At 26.2% G+C, this 21,725-nt stretch carries 13 protein-coding genes and 1 other annotated feature; of the genes, 12 read left to right on the forward strand and 1 reads right to left on the reverse strand.

Annotated elements, in window-relative coordinates:
- Positions 1 to 9: 9 nt before the first annotated feature.
- From RDX53_RS03870 to ilvB, 5 genes are all read left to right on the forward strand, one after another.
- Entirely contained in the window at positions 10 to 1,350 is a 1,341-nt protein-coding gene (locus tag RDX53_RS03870; protein ID WP_307993730.1) for a sodium-dependent transporter, read from the forward strand.
- Between the two features lie 150 nt (positions 1,351 to 1,500).
- The gene (locus tag RDX53_RS03875; protein ID WP_307993731.1) at positions 1,501 to 2,247 is read left to right on the forward strand and encodes a SprT family zinc-dependent metalloprotease; all 747 of its coding nucleotides are present in this window, start codon (positions 1,501 to 1,503) and stop codon (positions 2,245 to 2,247) included.
- Positions 2,248 to 2,440: 193 nt separating this feature from the next.
- Positions 2,441 to 2,696 (forward strand) — a binding site (T-box leader).
- Between the two features lie 120 nt (positions 2,697 to 2,816).
- On the forward strand, positions 2,817 to 3,035 hold the full coding sequence (locus RDX53_RS03880; RefSeq protein ID WP_295572122.1) for an ACT domain-containing protein: 219 nt from the start codon (positions 2,817 to 2,819) through the stop codon (positions 3,033 to 3,035).
- A gap of 315 nt (positions 3,036 to 3,350) precedes the next feature.
- Positions 3,351 to 4,334: a ketol-acid reductoisomerase gene (gene ilvC, locus RDX53_RS03885; protein WP_334307470.1), complete on the forward strand. Its 984-nt coding sequence runs from the start codon at positions 3,351 to 3,353 to the stop codon at positions 4,332 to 4,334.
- A gap of 697 nt (positions 4,335 to 5,031) precedes the next feature.
- Positions 5,032 to 6,714, forward strand: a complete 1,683-nt coding sequence (gene ilvB / locus RDX53_RS03890) for a biosynthetic-type acetolactate synthase large subunit (protein WP_307993733.1) — start codon at positions 5,032 to 5,034, stop codon at positions 6,712 to 6,714.
- A 291-nt stretch (positions 6,715 to 7,005) separates the two neighbouring features.
- Here ilvB and RDX53_RS03895 read toward each other — a convergent pair whose 3' ends face one another.
- Positions 7,006 to 8,184 (reverse strand): IS1595 family transposase, encoded by a 1,179-nt coding sequence (locus RDX53_RS03895; RefSeq protein ID WP_307993734.1) that lies wholly within the window; start codon positions 8,182 to 8,184, stop codon positions 7,006 to 7,008.
- Positions 8,185 to 9,293: 1,109 nt separating this feature from the next.
- Between RDX53_RS03895 and RDX53_RS03900 the strand changes: the two genes are divergently transcribed.
- From RDX53_RS03900 to RDX53_RS03930, 7 genes are all read left to right on the forward strand, one after another.
- Positions 9,294 to 9,470, forward strand: coding sequence for a hypothetical protein (locus tag RDX53_RS03900; protein WP_195931214.1), 177 nt, complete (start codon positions 9,294 to 9,296; stop codon positions 9,468 to 9,470).
- A gap of 492 nt (positions 9,471 to 9,962) precedes the next feature.
- A complete protein-coding gene (locus tag RDX53_RS03905; protein ID WP_307993735.1) occupies positions 9,963 to 11,660 on the forward strand; it encodes a phospho-sugar mutase in 1,698 nt (565 codons plus the stop codon).
- Between the two features lie 267 nt (positions 11,661 to 11,927).
- Complete coding sequence (locus RDX53_RS03910; protein ID WP_307993736.1) at positions 11,928 to 14,969, forward strand: DEAD/DEAH box helicase family protein; 3,042 nt, start codon at positions 11,928 to 11,930, stop codon at positions 14,967 to 14,969.
- 32 nt (positions 14,970 to 15,001) lie between these two features.
- Positions 15,002 to 16,663 (forward strand): N-6 DNA methylase, encoded by a 1,662-nt coding sequence (locus RDX53_RS03915; RefSeq protein WP_307993737.1) that lies wholly within the window; start codon positions 15,002 to 15,004, stop codon positions 16,661 to 16,663.
- Positions 16,653 to 17,843: a restriction endonuclease subunit S gene (locus tag RDX53_RS03920; RefSeq protein ID WP_307993738.1), complete on the forward strand. Its 1,191-nt coding sequence runs from the start codon at positions 16,653 to 16,655 to the stop codon at positions 17,841 to 17,843. The genes RDX53_RS03915 and RDX53_RS03920 overlap by 11 nt, the downstream gene beginning before the upstream one ends.
- Before the next feature lie 84 nt (positions 17,844 to 17,927).
- Entirely contained in the window at positions 17,928 to 20,156 is a 2,229-nt protein-coding gene (locus RDX53_RS03925) for an AAA family ATPase (protein ID WP_307993739.1), read from the forward strand.
- Between the two features lie 131 nt (positions 20,157 to 20,287).
- Entirely contained in the window at positions 20,288 to 21,550 is a 1,263-nt protein-coding gene (locus RDX53_RS03930; RefSeq protein WP_307993740.1) for an AAA family ATPase, read from the forward strand.
- Positions 21,551 to 21,725 lie beyond the last annotated feature (175 nt).

The raw sequence follows: 21,725 nt of genomic DNA on the forward strand, positions 1-21,725 counted from the left end.
GGATAGTTAATGTCAAACAATGAAAAACAAACGAATAATGAAACGCGCGACAGTTTTACATCGAAGACGGGATTTATACTTGCTTGTATAGGTTCTGCAGTAGGGATGGGAAATATATGGCTATTTCCTTATAGAGTAGGTCAATTTGGTGGAGCTGCGTTTTTAATTCCTTATCTAATATTTATCATCCTGTTAGGATATACAGGTCTTATGGGGGAGTTCGCTTTTGGTAGAATGACACAAACAGGTCCAATAGGATCGTTTAAAAAAGCATTAGAAACAAAAAATAAAAAATGGGGTGAGATTCTAGGTGCAATACCAGTTTTAGGAGCATTTGGAATAGCTGTTGGATATGCAGTTGTTGTAGGATGGTTTTTAAGATTTTTAGTTGGATTTATAACTGGAAGTGCAATGGCATCTTCAGATAGCGCCCTTTATTTTGGAGAAATAGCAGGACCTTTTGGTAGTATAATATGGCATATAATTGCTCTTATTATAGTATCTATAATACTTGTTTCAGGTGTAGCAAAAGGTATCGAGATAATGAATAAGATAATGATGCCGGCATTTTATATATTATTTATAATAGTTATGGTAAGAGTATTTATGTTAGATGGAGCGATTGATGGACTTAAATATTTAGTTGTGCCAGATTGGGCTTCTTTAGCAGAACCTAAAACATGGATTTATGCATTAGGACAGGCATTTTTCTCACTTTCTCTAGCGGGATCTGGGATGATAGTTTATGGAAGTTATCTAAAAAGAGATGTAGATATTATATCTAGTGCAAAAAATACAGTAATATTTGATACTTTAGGTGCATTTTTAGCAGGGTTAGTTATAATACCAGCTGTTTTTGCATTTAATTTAGACCCAGCATCAGGACCACCACTGTTATTTATAACAATACCATCAGTATTTAAATTAATGCCGTTTGGTAGACTTTTCGGAATAATATTCTTTGTATCTGTTTTATTCGCCTCAATAACTTCTTTAATGAATTTATTAGAAGTACCAATAGAAGCAGTACAAAGTACATTTAAATTAAATAGAAAAGTTTCAGTTGCAATAGTAGTGATAGCAGCATTCTTATTAGGATTATTTGCTGAAGATGGAGATGCATTAGGAATGTTAATGGACTTCGTATCAATTTATATAATTCCACTAGGTGCATTTATATCAGGTGTTATGTTCTTCTGGGTTATAGGAATTAAAAAAGCAAAATCAGAAATAGAATGTGGCTCAGAGAAAAAATTAGGAAAATTGTTTGAAATAAGTGCTAAATATGTATTTGTATTTTTAACAGTATTTGTACTTATAGCTGGTATTCTTTTAGGAGGAATAGGCTAAATATAATAGAAATAATTAAATAAAATCATATAAAAATCCCCTCTAGTATCTAGAAGGGATTTTTATAATACAGAGAAAATTATAGATAAGCATTATAAATTATGGATAAGTGTAATTGATATATATGTATGTAAAAAATGAGGTGAAAAGATGAACAAAATAAGCTTTAATTATGAAGGGCGAGAGTTGGCTGTTGATATTATATATAGAAAAAGAAAAAACATATCTTTAAAAGTAAGTCCAAAAGAAAATATACAAATAATAGCACCACATAAAGTTTCTTCAGATTTATTAAAAAAAGTACTACAAGATAATTCAAAGTGGATACTATCTAAATTAAATAAATTTAAACATTTTGATGACACTATTATAAAAAGAGATTATGAAGATGATGAAATATATTATTATATGGGCAAACAATATAAACTTAAAATATTAAAAGATATGAATTTACAAAATAAAAATAATAAAAACTATAACTATATAGAGTTAAAAGGCGACAATATAGAAATTAGAACAAATAATTGGGAAAAAGATTATATAAAAGAAAGTCTAAAAAAGTGGTATAAACTGAGAAGTGAAGAGATAATAATGGATAGAATTGACCATTTAAGAAGCAAAAGTGATGACTTTAGAAAAATTGAGCCCAACTTAGTAAAAGTTAAAGAACAAAAGAAAATTTGGGGCAGTTGTAATACATCTAAGAACATATATATAAATTCTAAAATATCAATGCTGCCACTAGATGCGGTTGATTATATAATTGTGCATGAGTTTTGTCATATAATTTATATGAATCACTCAAAGGATTTTTATAAATTAGTTCAAAATATTATACCTAATTACAAAGAAATAGTATTATGGCTTAAGGAAAATAATTATAAATTTGTATTATAGTAGTTGTTATTCTTGTTTTTTGAAAATATACTTATATAATTTAAAAATTAAAAATATAATTATAAATTGTGAATTTTAAGTTAATTAAAATTAAGTTTTTTGTGAATATGATAAATTTTCTAAAAACTTAGAAAAAATGATTGACTTAATATACCAATACAAATATAATATAAATATAATAAATGAGAAAAAAATAAAAGCTTTGACGGAGACAAAAATGTTCGTTGATTAATTACAGAGAGTCGGTGTTGCTGAGAGCCGGTGTTAATTTGAGCATATAATGATCACTCCTAGCTTCCGTATTGAACAGGTAACTTATTAAATATGGACGTCTGCTAACGTTACATAGCTATAGTTAAGATTTGCTCTGACTAGAAAAATGAGGGATAGTCATTTATTGTATGGCTATAAGTAAGGTGGTACCGCGGAATATAACTTTCGTCCTTATGAGTAATAAAGTGTTGCTTATATAGGAGAAAGTTTTTTTTATTGCAAAAATTCCTATAAAGCACACAGATTTGAAAAAAATACTTAAATTTCAATGAATTAATTTATAGGGGGTAAAAACAATGAGAAGAAACGTATATGCAAAATTAAATCAAGGTATGGATTCATTTTTAAGAGTAGCCATGACATTAAGAAGAAAAGAACTATCTATAGAAGAAATAAGTATGAATAGAGAACAATCAGGAATGTATCTTACAATAAATGAAGATGAAACATCTTTAGAAGAAGTAGTAAACCATATGAGAAAATTATATGATGTAACTGATTTACATGTTCAATAATAAAGAGAATAATCAAAATATTTAAAAAGATAAGAAAAATAAAATATTAACAAAGAAAAATATTGAAAAAAATGGAAATACAATATATAATACTTCTAAAAAAAGCAAAGAGTAAAAAATACTTGTAAAAAACAAATGAAAATAATTAATTGCTTTAAAATATAAAATAAAAACTAAGTTATAGTTTAAAACTTAAAACTATTATCTGAAAATTGAATTATAGTTTTATACTTAAGAAGATAATCTATTTTTATAGTTTTATCACTAAAAATAATTAATATATATAAATAACAAGGGGGATTTTCACTAATGAGAATGTTTTATGACAAAGATGTAAGCATGGATGCTTTAAAAGGGAAAAAAGTTGCAATACTAGGATATGGTAGTCAAGGCCATGCTCATGCACAAAATTTAAGAGACAGTGGAGTAGATGTAGTAGTTGGATTACACGAAGGAGCAAAATCAGGAGTTAGGGCTAAAGAAGATGGTTTTGAAGTATTAAGTGTAGCAGATGCTACTAAAGCAGGAGATGTAGTAATGTGTTTATTACCAGATGAAGTTCAAAGGGTAGTATACGCTGAAAGCATAAAAGATAACTTAAGAGAAGGACAAACATTAGCATTTGCTCATGGATTTAATATACATTTTGGATATATAACACCACCAGAATATGTAGACGTAATAATGGTTGCACCTAAAGGACCAGGTCACTTAGTAAGAAGTGTATACAAAGAAGGAAGCGGTGTACCAGATTTATTCGCAGTTTACCAAAACTACACTGGTAAAGCTGAAGAAACAGTTTTAGCTTATGCAAAAGGTATAGGTGGAACTAGAGCTGGTGTACTTGAAACAACATTTAAAGAAGAAACAGAAACAGATTTATTCGGTGAACAAGCAGTTCTTTGTGGTGGATGCGAAGAATTAATAAAATCAGGTTTCCAAACTCTAGTAGATGCTGGATACCAACCAGAAATAGCATACTTTGAATGTCTACATGAAATGAAATTAATAGTTGACTTAATGTATGAAGGTGGACTTGAAAGAATGAACTATTCAGTAAGTGAAACTGCTGAATACGGTGGATACGTATCAGGTAAAAGAGTTATAGGAGAAGCTTCAAAAGCTGCAATGAAAGAAATACTAGCTGATATACAAAGTGGTAAATTTGCTAGAGATTTCATAGCTGAAAATGAAAGTGGATGCAAAAAATTCCACGCTATGAGAGAAGAACAATATAGCTCTCAAATATCTGAAACAGGTAGACAATTAAGAAGCATGATGACTTTCTTAAAAAAATAAGAAGATAAAATTATAAATTTAAAAAGCACAACAGTTATAAATCTATATTGAAAATTAAACTTTTTACTTAGTTTAATTTTCAATAAATTATAACTAAATTAGACAAATATAACACTAATATAAAATGTAAAAAATATAAACTTATTTAAAATAATTGGGAATTAAATATTATCTCATGTGATTTATATAAACTAAAATCAAGAGAGATAATAACTATAGATTTATTATTTAATAATTTAATTTTTATTTCAATTTTACAAATTGAATTTTAATAATATGGTAAATAATTAATATAAAATAACTGGGAAATATGTATAAAGAGCTAAATTATATTATATAAAAAGTAAAAAGATAAAAATCTATACTTATAAAGAAGCAAAAAGAACTAATTTATAATATATGCATAAAATATAAAAAAATATAAAGATAAATAATTAATATATTTAAATAACAATGGCAAAAATAATGGGAAAAATAAAAGTTAATATGAGTATTTTTTAATACTAAAATACATAGCAAATTATATTCTTCTAAAACTTGAAATTATATTCTTTTAAAATTTTTGGATCAATATAATTTTTTATGTATATGAAAAAACTTAAAATAAAACAATAAAAACTAAGAAAAAATACTTTATATAAAAATTACAAAGTTTAATTAAATTGACAAAAGAAATATTTAAGGGGGACAAATCAAGATGCAAGGTGCTAATCTTATAATAGAATGTCTAATAAAAGAAAGCGTAACCACTATGTTTGGTTATCCTGGAGGAAGTGTAATACCAATATATGATGCACTATATGATTATACAGACCAAATAAAACATATAAGAACATCTCATGAACAAGGCGCAGTTCATGCGGCTGATGGATACGCTAGAACTTCTGGAAAAACAGGTGTATGCGTTATAACTTCGGGACCAGGAGCTACTAATGCAGTTACAGGAATAGCAACTGCATATATGGATTCATCACCTCTTGTAGTAATATCAGGACAAGTTGGAACAAGTTTATTAGGAAAAGATACATTTCAAGAAATTGATATAACAGGAGTAACCTATTCTATAACAAAACACAATTTTTTAGTTAGAAACTTAGAAGAACTTCCAAAAATAATAAGCCAAGCGTTTACAATTGCAAATGAAGGAAGAAAAGGACCTGTTTTAGTTGATATACCTAAAAATCTACAAGTTACAGACATAGATTATAATATGGAAAATTATATACCATCATGTCAAAACTCCAAAATAAAAGATGAGTTTGAAATAAGAGAAGAAAATGAAACAAAAAATAAGCTTAAAGATGTAGCAAACTTAATAAAAGAATCTAAAAAGCCTGTAATATATGCAGGTGGTGGAATAAAATCAGTAGATCAATATGATTTATTAAAAAACTTTGCACAAAAAATCAATACACCAGTATTAAATACACTTATGGGACTTGGAGGAATAGACAGACAGGATACACTTTCATTAGGGCTTGTAGGAATGCATGGAAGCAAAGAAGCAAACCTAGCTATATCAAACTCAGACTTAGTAATATCTATAGGAGCACGTTTTAGTGATAGAGTAATTGGTAATAAAGATGAATTTGCAAAAAATGCAAAAATAATACAAATAGATATTGATTCATCAGAAATGAGCAAAAATATACCTGCAGAAATTGAATTAATAGGTGACTTAACAGATGTTCTTAACGGTATTTTAGAAATAGTAGAACCTAAAAATAATTCAGAGTGGTTATCTGAAATAGATACTTTTAAAGATACAGAACACATAATAGATAAAAATGCCTTCCATCCTAAAAATATATTAGAAGCATTTAATAAAAAATTAGGAAGCGAAAATACAACAGTAGTAACAGATGTCGGACAACATCAAATGTGGACCGCACAATATTGGAGTTTTGAAAAAGGAAGAAGTTACATAACTTCAGGAGGCTTAGGCACAATGGGATTTGGCCTAGGAGGAGCTATCGGAACAAAATTAGGAACACCGCAAAAAAACGTCCTACTAGTTACAGGTGATGGAAGTTTTAAAATGAACTGCAACGAACTTGCAACCGTAGCAACTCAAGATTTGCCTATAGTAATACTCCTATTTAACAACAATGCACTAGGAATGGTTAGACAATGGCAAAACTTATTCTCACATAAGAGATATTCAGAAACAGATATATACGATAAAACTAATTACATAATGCTAGCAAATGCATACGGAATAGAAGGACATAAGGCGCAAAATTTAGAAGAATTAAATCAAATTCTAGAAAATTTAACACTAGACAAACCAGTCCTTATAGAATGTCAGATAGATCACGACATCAATGTATTCCCAATCGTTCCACCAAACGATAATTTGCTTAATTTAATATGTAATTAATCTAAATAAAAATCAATGTAAAATGGGGCAGTATAAAAATATATTTTTGTACTTGCTCCTTTTTATTTGTTAAAAATTGATGGTATAAAATAAAATATTACTTATTACTTATTACTTCAATACATTATGATTATATTAAACAACTTTGTGATAAATAATATATAAAGTGTATGGGAGATAAAATACAGAATAGAGAAAATATAATAATTAAGTAATTAAAATTATTAAAAATATAAATTAAATTTATAAATAAATAATAATCTTCATATTAAACATATATATTTTTTAAGTCTAAATAAATTCTACTTTTCTAGTTTGAATTTCTTTTTTAGTTATAGATAAATTTTTTGTCGCAAATTCCATAAATAAGTCGTTTATTTTACTAATTTTAGTTAATTTCTGAACTTTAAATAAAAAAGAGTACCATGCTAAATAATTATTTAGATATTTAGTAGCAACACCATGGAAGTTAGCCAACCAATTAGATAGTTTTGTATGATACATAAGCACATGATGTACTGTATAAATTGGAGCGCTCATTCGACTTTTAGCTTTTTTAAAATTAACTTTAAATTTATTCGAAATCATTCTATATGGATAATTTAAAAAAGAACATAATGTTACATTTTTTTTCAGTTTGCCTTCAAAGAAATATAGTTCATCCTGACAAATTTTCTTATTATATGACCTAAAATATGGATTTTCTATTATTCTTGTTAGAATATGACCATTTCTGTCCATTGCTGTATTAATTTTGACTTGTATAGGTTTTAGATATTTAGCTGGATTTTTTAGAAAAATATTTGAATTCATAAAAGTGAAAGTTATACTTCTAGGTAAATTTTCATATTCAAAATTTTTAAAATAACGGTCTTCTTCTATAGATTTGTTATTACTTTTTCCTTTAAAAGATTCATTTAGATGGTATTCATCGACATATACAAGACCTTCAAAACTTTGATTTCTCAATGATAAATTTAAAACATCTAAGATTCTATGACGCATAAAAAATGATGTTGGAATACTGACTGAAACTTGTTGTGCACAATACTTTATAGTTCCACCTTTTATCATAAAACGACAATATTTTAACCATGTATCAAGACTTAGCTTAGTATTAGAAAGCGGAGAAAAGCTTCTTTCATCAAATGTAGTTCTACAATTTTTGCAAATATATCGTTGTCGATTATTAGTAATTCCATTTTTATTAAGTTCTAAATGACCACATTTTGGACATTTTAAGCTATTTTTAAACTTTCCTCGCAAAATTTCGAGGTCTCTTTTTTGACCTTTCGGGAAATTATCTAAAAATTCGTGGTCTGAACCAAGATCTATTTTATTATAATAAGCCATTTTTATTTTAGATTGAATTATATGTACTAAAGATTCAAGTTCGTCTTTATTGAGACAGTTAGTCATAGATTCTAAATTTTTTGTTTCAAATACAACAGATTGTTTTTTGGTAAACATATTTTCATACTCCTTTTTAAAATTTATTTTTATATATTTTTAAATTAAAAATCATTGCTTGAAGTCAGTATTTTAAACTGTTTAAAACGAATTCTATACATATATAGAATATATTCTTTATAAGTAAGTAGATTATATCCAACTTAAAGATTTTATATTCAATTATCACAAACTTGTTAAATATAATCATAATAAAGGAATAAAGGAATAAAGGAATAAAGGAATAAAGGAATAAAGGAATAAAGGATGGAGAATATAATGGATTATTTTATATACAATATAAAAAGAAGAAATATAAAATTAGTCGGATAACAAATCATATTATTATTTTATTATCAAAAGATTAGAATATATTATAAATTAGAATTGATTCTAAAAAATCGATTCTTAAATGGAATGAATTTGTATTATAATGAATTGATTTAATTAGTAAGATAATATACTATTATAAGTAAGAAATGTTGTTATATAAATGTAAATTTAGCAATAGCTTAAATAATTTAACCCACCCTTGCACGATAATTAAATTATCGTGTTTTTTTTTATTAAAGGTAAAATGGAGATATTTTTTTATCAATTATAGGTTAAAGTTTGTTAAAAATATTTAATAATGTATAATAGCAGTAGGATGACAGGAAGAATTATTAAGTTCTAATTAATATAGATTATAAGAACAATTAAGGGATAATAGTATGGATAATAAAATGGGAAATTAAGAGGTGATAGTGTGAATGATATGAAGATAAATCAGTTTATTAGGGGTGTTAGGTTAGATAGGAATAAGGTTGAGATATTTTAGGTTAATAAACGAGCTTATCAAGGTGGCAGATAGTTTATAATTGCGACGAAATCTCTGATTTTAATGGCATATTCTGAGAGTTTTATATATGAAATTAAGGAAAATATTGAGTGAGTGAGTTATAAGGAGAGCGAAAATTATAATATTACGAAAGATTTTTTTAATAATTATAAAAAAATGATTTATATATTGCCTAAATAATATATAATAGCTATAAAGAAAAAATATATTATATGTTGATTTAATATTAAGTTAATAGAGAGAATGTATATTAAATTAATATTGTAAAAATTAAGGAGGCAGAATAATTATGGCTGAACAAAGGGTAACAGGATCTTCTCAAAGAAATGCAAAGGATGTTGCATATGAGCTTACTGAATTATACTATACTACTGTAGTAAATAAAGAAAGTATGAATGATGTTTCTCCTGAAGAAGTGGCAGAAACTTATATGAAAATATACAATAAGATAACTGGATGTAAATAAGTTATAGAATATTATAATTTTATATAATTGAATTTATATAAATTATTTACATAATGAAATTATTCGGAAGTTATTAAATTTTACATAATTAATAAAGAACAGTAATGTAGATTATTAATGTAGTGATAAAGAATAGTGATAAAGACTAGTAATTAAGTAATAAGGCTGAATAATTGAGCAATAAAGAAGGTATGCATAAAATAAAAATTTTGTTTATGCATACTTTTTATTATAAATATATTTTTGTTATACAATATATATTGAGAGAAAGGCAATATCTGAAAAAGAAAAAAGTTTTCCATAAAATGTAAAAATAAGTCGGAAAACGTTATTTTAAAAATATTTATGTTTACTATCACCCAAAAACAATATACAATATACATAAAGAGAAATATATTGATATGAAGAAGTTTATCTTAGATATATGTGGATAGGTTTCTGGAATATTTGTAAAAAATTATAAAGTTTTAAATTTTGAAAGAGGGAATGCAGATGAATTACATGGAAATTTACAATCAATGGCTTGAAAGTGATTATTTCGATGCCGAAACAAAACAAGAACTTGAAAATATTAAGGGAAATGAAAAAGAAATAGAAGACAGATTTTATACAGATTTAGAATTTGGTACAGCAGGACTTAGAGGAATAATAGCAGCGGGGACTAACAGAATAAATATATATACTGTTAGAAGAGCTACTTTTGGACTTGCAAACTACATAATAAAAAATACTACAGAAGAAGAAAAAAATAGGGGTGTAGTAATAGCTCACGACAACAGAAATATGTCTAGAGAGTTTTGTTTAGAGGCAGCAAACACATTAGCAGCTTGTGGTATAAAAGCATATATATTTGATTCATTAAGAACAACTCCAGAATTATCTTTTGCTGTTAGAAAATTACACACTATAGCAGGTATAGTAATAACTGCTAGCCACAACCCACCAGAATACAACGGATATAAAGTATATTGGGAAGATGGGGCACAAGTTATGCCTGAAATAGCAAGTGCAATAACTGATGAAGTTAATTCAATAAAAGATTATTCAACAATACCAACTATAAAAGAAGAACAAAAAGATTTAGTTGTTATGTTAGGAGCAGAACAAGACACTGCATTTATAGAAGCTGTAAAAACTCAAGTAATAAAAACAGAATTAGTTAAAAAAGTTGGACAAGAATTCAAAATAGTTTACACTCCACTTTGTGGAACAGGAAACGTGCCTGTAACTCGTGCATTATCAGAAGTTGGATTCAAAAATGTGATAGTAGTTCCAGAAGAACAAAACCCAGATCCAAACTTTGCAGGAATTGAATATCCAAACCCAGAAGAACACAAAGCTCTAACAAGAGGTATAGCTCTTGCAAAAGCTGAAGGTGCTGACTTAGTTATAGCAACTGACCCAGACTGCGACAGAGTAGGGGTTGCTGTTAAAACAACAACTGGAGAATACGCACTTCTTACTGGGAACCAAATAGGTGCAATGTTAACTAATTATATAATAGAAAGTTCTAAAGAAGAAAATAAACTAGACCCTAAAGCTACATTAGTTAAAACTATAGTAACTTCAGAATTCGGTGCAGATATAGCAAGAGCAAACAACTTAGATGTTATAAACGTACTTACTGGATTCAAATTTATAGGTCAAAAAATAAAATCTTTTGAAGAAAGTGGAGATAAAACTTATTTATTCGGATACGAAGAAAGTTACGGATACTTAGTAGGAACTCATGCAAGAGACAAAGACGGTGTAGTAGCATCATTATTAATATCAGAAATGGCAGCTTACTACTATGACAAAGGCATGAGCTTATATGAAGGATTACAAGAATTATACAAAAAATACGGATACTTCAGAGAAAAAACAATCTCACTAACTTTAAAAGGTATAGAAGGTCTAGCTAAAATAAAAGAAATAATAACTTACTTCAGAGAAAACGACATAGAAGAATTTAATAATACAAAAGTTGTAGACTTAAAAGACTACCAAAAAGGTATAGATGGTCTACCAAAAGCTAACGTATTAAAATACTTCTTAGAAGATGGTTCTTGGATAGCAGTAAGACCATCAGGAACTGAACCAAAACTTAAATTCTATGTTGCTGTTAAAGGCGAAGATGAAGCTAAGTGTTTAGATAAGATAGCTAATATTGAGGCTGATATCAATAAGATTATTGAGAATGTTAAATAGTTGATTGAGAGAGAATTATATTGATTTAATGTAAGATAAAGATTTTATGTAAATCGAATAACTATTTAAAATATAATAATTTGATAAAAGGCAGGAACTAATTTAGGTTCCTGCTTTTTTAATAATTAAATGGCGTTATTTGGTTTAAAAACATACATAAATTATAGATAAAACGGCAATTTTAAACAAATTTCAACCAAATAATGGTAAAATGAATATATATTCTATAATTAAAATCATAAATAAATGAAAGGGGTTTTCTGGGGGATGATTTTTAATGAAGATACAAGAGTGAAAATACCTGCTACTATCCAGTTTTTAAGATTGGGATATAATTATCAATCATTAAAAGACGCCGATGTAGATTTTAATACGAAGATATTTATAAATCGATTCAAACCAGCATTGGAAAAGATTAATAACAGAGAGTTTACATTTGATGAGATAAAAAGTATTTTGACTGACATTAACAATATAATAAGAAACAATGATTTGGGAAAAGAGTTTTATTATTGGCTTATAAATCCGACGGAGAAGGTGAAGTTAATAGACTTTGACAATATTGAAAATAACGATTTTGCAGTAGTCGATGAACTTCCTTTTAATGGGCAAGAGGGTAGTCAAGAAGGTTCTTTTAGACCTGATATCAATATTTTGATTAATGGGATGCCGCTTGCATTTTTGGAAGTTAAAAAGCCCAATAATGAGGGGGGAATTCAAAAAGAGTTCGATAGAATGATTAAAAAAAGACTAAAAAATCCTGATTACAAGAAGTTTTTTAACTTAATTCAGTTTGTATCATTTTCAAACAATATGGAATATGAAGAAGAAAATGATGATATAGAAGATATAAAAGCAGGGTCTTTTTATACTACACCTAATGGAAAGAATACGAGTTTTTCATTCTTTAGGGAAGATGATATAAAATATTTAACTAATTATAAATACAAAAATATTAACAAAGATAGGGTTAAATACGTTATGAAAGATTGTGGTTATAATCCAAAAGAAACAGATACACCAGAATTTAAAGAAAATTTAAAAGTTGATACACCTTGCAACAGTTTTATAACCTCAGTATTTGATAAAGAAAGATTCTTGTATTTTATGAGATATGGAATCATGTTTGTAGATGGAAAAGTACCACAAAAACATATAATGAGATATCCTCAATTTTTTGCTACAAGAAAAATAATTGAACGTCTAGAATCAGGTGGAAAGGGTGGCATCATTTGGCACACTCAAGGTAGTGGAAAAACAGGGCTTGCAGCCTTTTCTAATAGAATTATTAGAGATTATTATGCTGAGAAAGGTGTCAATGCTAGATTTTTCTTTGTAGTCGATAGATTGGATCTTCTTACACAAGCTAGTCTCGAATTTAGGAACAGGGGGCTAACTGTAGTTAATTGTGAAGATAAAAAAGCATTCACAAAAGAACTGAATAAGACATTATCAACAAATATTAATGATAAATCTATAGGTGAAATCTGTGTTGTAAATATACATAAATTTGAGGGTAAGATGCCAGAGGCTAAAAATGACTATAACACAAATGTACAGAGAATATTCTTTATAGATGAGGCACATAGAAGTTATTCTTCAACAGGTGAATTCTTTAAAAATCTTATGATATGTGATACAGATGCAGTTTATATTGCTTTAACAGGAACTCCTTTGCTTTCTAAAAAGGAACGTTCTAATTTGAAATTTGGAGATTATATTCATAAGTATTTCTATGATAAATCTATTGCAGATGGATATACATTGAGGATTAAAAAAGAAAATATAGATACTGTTGCCAGAAAAGAGATAAAAAAGAATCTGGATATAGAGGAACACCAATTAGAAGATAAAGATATTTATGAATCTGATGCTTATGTAAATGCACTAGGTGAATTTATAGAAAAGGATTTTGATAATTTTAGACTACAAAATAACGATCCATCTATTGGTGGAATGATTGTATGTAGAAGTAATCTCCAAGCAAGAAAAGTACATGAATGGTTCAAACAAAATTCAAAATTAAATACTGGTTTAGTAATTACTGATGTAGATGACCCAAAACAAGCAAAGATAAATAAAAATAATCAACTTGATTTTAGAGATAACTTTATACCAGATATTCTAATAGTCAATTATATGTTGACAACAGGTTATGATGTTAAGAGATTAAAGAAAATGTATTTGCTTCGTGGCCCACATGCACAATCTTTACTTCAAACTATATCAAGAGTAAATAGACCTTATAAATCGCCTTGTGGAAAGACTTATAAGTATGGATATATCGTTGATTTTGTAGATATTGAAAAAGAATACGATAGAACAATAGAAGCTTATATAAAAGAACTAGAAGCTGATTTAAATGAAAATGGGGAAAATGAAGGCTCATTAAACGGTCTAATAGTCGATAAAGAAGATATAAATAAAAAATATAATAAATACGTTAATGATTTAGAAGATATTATATCTACTGATAATTTGGAAAGATTCTCAAAACAACTTACCAATCTTAACAAAGACACATTACTTAAGATTAGAAGATTGTTAAATGGAGTTAAAGAATGTTATACAGAATTTATATTATCAAGAGCTATGGATTATGTAGAACAAATAGACTATGATAAGGTTAAAAAATTACTTAGAACAACTCAAGAAAGAATTAACTTTATCAATTTATCTACAAATACTGTTAATATGATGGATGTAATTTCAAACGAAGAAATAGTAGAAATACTGTATGAATTTATAAAAACTAAAATCATTATTATGAATTTGGGCGAAATGGCAGAAAACAATCCTAAACTCCAACGATTCTTTGAGGTTATAAGAGAAATACAAAATGAAATAAAAAACAATAAAAATAAAGATGATATAAAAATTAGAAAGTTAGATGAATTATTACAAAAGATATTTAATGACTTATCTATATCAGATTTAGAAAATATAGATGAAATAACAGATGAATTATTAGATGCATTAAAAAGAGCAAGAGATATAAATTATGAAAATGAAAGATTATCAAAGATTTATGGGGGAAATTATTCTTTTGTAAAAACTTATCAAGATGCTATAATAACATACAAAATTGATAATAAGGAAATGGAACGTGCATTAGTACTGATTTATGGTGCGATAAAAGATGTTTTGGATAAAGAAATTATAATAGTTCAGGGGAGAAAAAACTTTGTGGATTCTGTAAAATCTAAAGTTACAAAATTACTATTGAAAGAAAAACTTTATTCTAAAATAAAGCCATTTTATGAAGCATTACTTAATGAACTATATAGTAATCTACAATTATTTAAATAATATAAAGTGTATATACAAAAGGGGGAAGGTATATGACAGAAATATTTACATTAGAAAGTAAAATAAAACAAATCATAGATGAATTAAAAGGGTTGTGTCAAACTAACGGCCTATCAAACCAAGCAAGTGAGGAAGTAGTAATCACTTCTGTTTTCCTATATAAATTTTTAAATGACAAATTTATGGCTAATTTAAAAGAATTTGCACAAGAAATAGATATCACACCAGAAGAAATTTTAAAAGATGAAAATGATGAATTAAGTGCTTTTTATGATTCATATCCTCAAAACGTAGCTTTTAAATATGAAGATACTATTGAAAGCTTAATAAAACAAGTTTCACTGGATAATTTCTATTCATTATTTGATGATGCTCTTGAAAGGATATCAAATTATGAAGAAAATAAAGAATTTAGTATAGAAACAGCAGATGGAGAAAGAAAACCACTGTTTACAAGAATAACAGAAAATGTTGAAGCTTCAAAGAGAAACAATTTTGCTAAAAATATATTCGGTATTATAAGCCAAGAAAAATTTGACTTTGGAAATGCATTTAAAAATAATTTTGATTTTTATAGCACAATATTTGAGTATCTTATAAAAGACTACAATGTAGCAAGTGGGGTATATGCAGAGTACTTTACACCACAGGCAATCAGTAATATTATTTCAAAAATACTTGTAAACATGACACCAGTTGAAGACAAATTATATGAAATATACGACCCATCAGCAGGTTCAGGTTCATTAGTACTTCACCTTGCAAATGAATTAGGACAAGGTTCATTTGGAGAAAAAGCACAAGTATATACACAAGATATTTCTGGTAAATCATCGAGATTTTTAAGAATTAATATGATGTTAAACGGTTTAACTCATAGCTTAGACAATATTATAGAAGGGGACACACTAGTTACACCAGCACATTACAATATTCCACATGATGCAAGTTCAGGAATTAAAAAATTTGACTATATAACTTCAAATCCTCCTTTTAAGATGGACTTTTCAAGCACAAGAAATTTGATAGAACAAAAATGGTCAGAAACAGATAGGTTCTTTGCTGGTATTCCTAAAATACCAAACAAGAAAAAAGATTCAATGGCAATTTACTTATGCTTTATCCAACATATTCTTTACTCATTAAAAGAAGATGGAAAAGCAGCAATAGTAGTACCGACTGGATTTATAACAGCACAAAGCGGAATTGAAAAGAAAGTCAGACAAAAGATAATAGACAATCACTGGCTAAAAGGTGTTATTTCTATGCCTTCTAATATATTTGCCAATACAGGAACAAATGTATCTGTATTATTTATAGATAAATCCAATCAAGATGGAAAAGTAATGCTTGTAGATGCTTCAAAACTAGGTAAAAAAGTTAAAGATGGTAAAAACCAAAAGACAGTTTTAAGTTATGAAGAGATTGAAAAGATTGAAAATACATTTATTAATCAAGAAGTAGTGGATGATTTTAGTGTACAAGTTACTTATGATGAGATTAAGGATAAGAATTATTCATTGTCAGCAGGTCAATATTTTGAAGTTAAAATTGAGTTTGTTGAATTAACTCCAGAAGAATTTGAGGAGAAGATGAATTCTTTTAAATCTAATTTAGATAGACTTTTCTCTGAAGGAAGATCTCTTGAAGATGAAATTAAAGAGAGATTGGAGGAATTGAGTTATGAAAATTAAATTTAAAGAAATTGCAAATTTTGTAGCAGGTCAATCACCTCAATCAAAATATTACACAGAGAATGAAGGAACACCATTTTTACAAGGAAATAGAACTTTTGGTCAATTTTATCCTGAAATAGATACATATACTACTAAGGTTACAAAAATGGCTAAAAAGGGTGATATTTTAATGAGTGTAAGAGCACCTGTTGGAGATTTAAATTTTGCTCCAACCGATTTATGTATAGGTCGTGGATTATCATCTATAACTGCTAAAGATGGAAATAATGATTTTTTATTCTATGCATTGAAATATAATATTGAAAATCTAAAAAAACAAAGTAATGGAACAACTTATGATTCTGTAAATAAAGATATAGTAGAAAATATGGAAATGATTATTCCAGATCAAGATGATACCAAAATTAAAGTTACAAAACTTCTTAAAAATATTGATAATAAAATTGAAAACAACAACAAAATCAATGTACAACTTGAGTCAATGGCAAAAACGATTTATGATTATTGGTTTTTACAATTTGAATTTCCAAATGAAGAAGGTAAACCATATAAATCAAGTGGTGGAAAAATGGTTTGGAATGAAGTATTAAAGAGAGAAATTCCTGAAGGATGGGAATGTAAAAAACTTAATGAAGTATTTGATTTTATAAAAGGAAAAACTCCTGATAAATTATTTGATAAAAGGGATGATGAACTCATAGAATATTTAACTATTGAAGCAGTTAATTCAGAAACAATACAATACTGCTCAAAAGAATCCATGGTTACAACATCAGGAGAGGTTTTAATGGTTATGGATGGTGCAGCAAGTAGTGATGTTTATGTTGGAAATATTGGCGTAATAGGGTCTACATTTTGTAAATTAGAAATAAAAAATAATTATGTTGATAATAACTTTTTATTTTTAATTATGAAAAAACTTGAACCAATTTTTAAAAAAGTTAATACTGGTTCAACAGTTCCACATGCAAATAAAAACTATATAAATAATTTTAAAATATGTTTACCAAAAGATGCTGAATTACGATTTGAATTACAACAAAACATAGTAAGTTGTATAAATAAAATTGTAAAAAATAAAGAACAGAATCAAGAACTGACTTCTCTTCGAGATTTTCTTCTACCATTACTCATGAATGGTCAAGTTGGATTCAAGCAAGTAGCATTGGCAGAGTAATCGTAATAATTTCTGCTTAGTATAAATTATTTATAGGATAATGTTTTAAATAGAATTATTAAATTTATTAGAAAGGAAAATATTATGATAAAAGAAATTAAATTAGATAATGTAGCAACATATACTAAAGAAAATGGAACACTTATAAAACCAACAAAGATTAATTATTTTTATGGAAATAATGGTAGTGGAAAATCTACTTTAGCAAATGTTCTAAAAGATTCTAAAAATGAGAGATTTGAGAAATGTAATATTTTATGGGAAAATTCCTCAGAGATAGATACGTTGGTTTATAATAAAGATTTTGTACAAGAAAATTTTTCGCAAAAAAAAGAGATTAAAGGTATCTTTACATTAGGAAAAGAATCAGTTGATATAAAAGAAAAAATTGAACATTTAAAAGAAGAAAAAGAAAAAGAATCTAAAAATTTTAACAAGACTAAAGAAAGTTTAGAGAAAATAAAAGAAGAAAAAAATAAAATTAAACGTGATGCAATAGACTTTTGTTGGGGACAAAAAACAAAATACTATAGTAAATGCAAAGAGGCTTTTACAGGTGTTGCTAATAGTAAGAATAATTTTTTTGAAAGATTATTAGGTAATTATAAGAATTTAGAGTTGAAAGAAGTTGAAGAAGATGAAGTATTAAATAGATATAAAGATTTATATAGTAGTGAATTGAAAAAATATAAATACTTACCTATTTTAGATATCAAAGATATTAAAAAAGTGGAAGAATGTAGTTTATTAGGTAAAATAATTATAGGAAAAGAAGATTTAGAAATAGGAAAATTAATATCTAAGTTATCTAATAGCGACTGGGTAAAGAAAGGTTTAAGTTTTATAGAAAATAGTGATAATAAATGTCCTTTTTGTCAACAAAGCTTGAATAACAGTATATTAGAAAATATTGAAGAATATTTTGATGAAAGCTATAAAAATGATTGTGAAAAATTGAATTTATTTAAAAATGAATATCAAGGATGTTTTGATTCACTTATAAGATCATTGGATAGTATAGATTATGAAAGTTATAAAATCAATAACCTTGATGAGTTAAAAAATAAAATAGAAGAAATAAAATTAATTTATAAGTCTAATATCAGATTAATACAAGAAAAAATATATATGCCAAGTAAAATAATAGAAATAGAATCTTTATATGAAAAAATAAATGGAATAAGATTAATTATAGATGAAATAAATAAAAATTTGAAAGTAAATAATGACAGAATTGATAATTTAAAAAAGGAAAAAGATAAAGTTATAAATGATATATGGATTATGATGATAAATAATTTAAAAGAGTATATAAAAAAATATTTTAAAGATATAGAAAATAAAGATAAAGCTATATATGGATTAGAAAAAAGAATTTTTGGACTTCAAAAAAATATTAAGGAAAAAGAAAAAAATATAAGTGAGGAAAGCTTAAAAATTGCAAATGTAGAGAGTGTGGTAAATGATATAAATAATATATTAAAAAATTTTGGATTTAATAGTTTTAAATTAGCTTTAGGAGAAGAAAAAGGTACTTATAAAATTGTGAGAAGTGATGGAACAAATGCAAAAGATACTTTAAGTGAAGGAGAATATAGATTTATAACATTTTTATATTTTTATTATTTAGTTAACGGTAGTGATGAGCCTACAGATATTAGAAAAGATAAAATACTTGTAATAGATGACCCTATTTCTAGCTTAGATAGTAATACATTATTTATTATTAGTACATTGATAAAAGATCTTATAGATGAATGTATTAATAATAAAAATGATATTAAGCAAGTTTTTATCTTTACTCATAATATTTATTTTTATAAAGAAGTTACATATAAAGGCTCAAGAAAACATGCTTCTGCAAACATAGAATCATATTGGATTATTCAAAAGCTAAATAATATATCTAATATACAAAGATTTGAAAACAATCCTATACTAACAACTTATGAAACTTTATGGAGAACTTTAGACAATATAGAAGATATATCAAATGAAAATAATGTTCTAGACATATCCACAGGATTAAATGCAATGAGGAGAATATTAGAACATTATTTTAATGTATTATGTGGATATGATTATCAAGAATGTGTAAATAAATTTGAAGGAGAAGACAAGTTAATCTGTAAATCTTTATTATCGTATATAAATGATGGGTCTCATTTTATTAGTGATGATTATGTATTATGCTATGAAAATTTAGAAAATTATAAAAGAGTATTCAAATTAATTTTTGAAAAAATGGGTCATATCAAACATTATGAGGCAATGACATCTAGTGATAGGGCTTGGAAATATAAAGAAAATTAATATAAAAAATATATTTATTTATATTAACTAAGAAAATTACAACCTATATAGTTTTAGATAAAAATTAATGTCTTAGTCAAAAATACAGTAAGTATTTTTGACAATACCATCTTCAATAAGGGAGGAAATAGATGAAGTTAAATAATGTAAAGATAAATTATTACAAATCATTTGGGGAAGATTCAAACAACTTGCAAGTAGAAGATGATATAACTGTAATAGTGGGGAAAAATGAAAGTGGAAAATCTAATTTATTACAACTTTTATCTAAGATAGATTTGTTAAATGGAATATCTAATAGAGATTTAAATAAAGTGAACAAAAAATATCGTGATGAAAAGCCAAGTATAGAATTAAAGTTTAAGTTAGATACTGATGAAAAAGATAGAATTAAAAATAGATTAGAGCCAATTGTAAAAGAGAATATAAAAAATAATTTATGGGAAAAGACTTGCGAGATATTAGATTTATTTAGTGACATATATATATCCAATGAAGATTTTGATATAATTTGGAAGGATTTAATAGATGAAACGCATGAAATTCCGATGAGTTTGGCAAAACTACATAGTTTATATAATAATTTTAGAGTCTATTTAAGTGGAATAGATAGTTTTATAGGTTTTAATAATATGAAACAATACTATCGTTATAAACGTAAGGTGAGTGAAATACCAAAGGATATTCAAGATTTAAATATGATAGTATCAGAACTTTATTCAATCTTTAGTTCTTTAGATATAGATGAAGATTTAAAAATCAAATTTGATAATATATTAGAAAGTAGAATGAAGGAAGTAGTAGTAAAACCAGTAACTACATCATCTAATATATTGGATGATATTTATGAAAAATATAATAGTAAATATGAAGATATCTCAAATGAAGATGTTAGTTTAAAAAAAATAGATATAGGACTAGTAATAGGTTTATTTAAAAATTTAGGTGATTTAAGATTGGATTTTGAAAAAATAAATAAGGACACTATAGATAATATTATAAATAAAAAAATAAATAACATAAATCAAGAATTAGAGTATACACTATTTGTTTTGCAAGAAGAAAAAAGAGTTAAAATCGATGGTGCATTTAAAATTTATTTTAAATATGAAAAAAAATTAAAAAACAGTATAAATAATATATGCAATTTTAATCAGAAAATAGTAAGTAGTATAGGAACTACTCAGGGAATAGAAATTTATAATAAATATATTAGTTCATTAAAAAAATTAGAATCTAACATATTTTCAACATATAAGGACTTTTGTAAAAATAAACAAAGATATTCATCAGCATTAAATCAAGAAGAGATACAATCCTATAGTGATTCATTTTTATATATTGAAGAAGGCATTGACTTTATATATAATTTTATTCAGATGTATATCATTTAAAATTGTTTATCTTGACAACTCTTTAACCCTGATGTTGTGCTTATATTATAGTTTCAAATTAAATCTTTAGGAAAGGAAAACAAATTATCTAAATATTTAGCAAATGAATAACTTATTAAAAAAGAAACACGTATAAAACGTTTATAAAAAGATAAAAATATATTTAATTGATTTT

Origin of the sequence: uncultured Intestinibacter sp. (assembly GCF_902468165.1) — a bacterium.
GTDB lineage: Bacteria > Bacillota > Clostridia > Peptostreptococcales > Peptostreptococcaceae > Intestinibacter.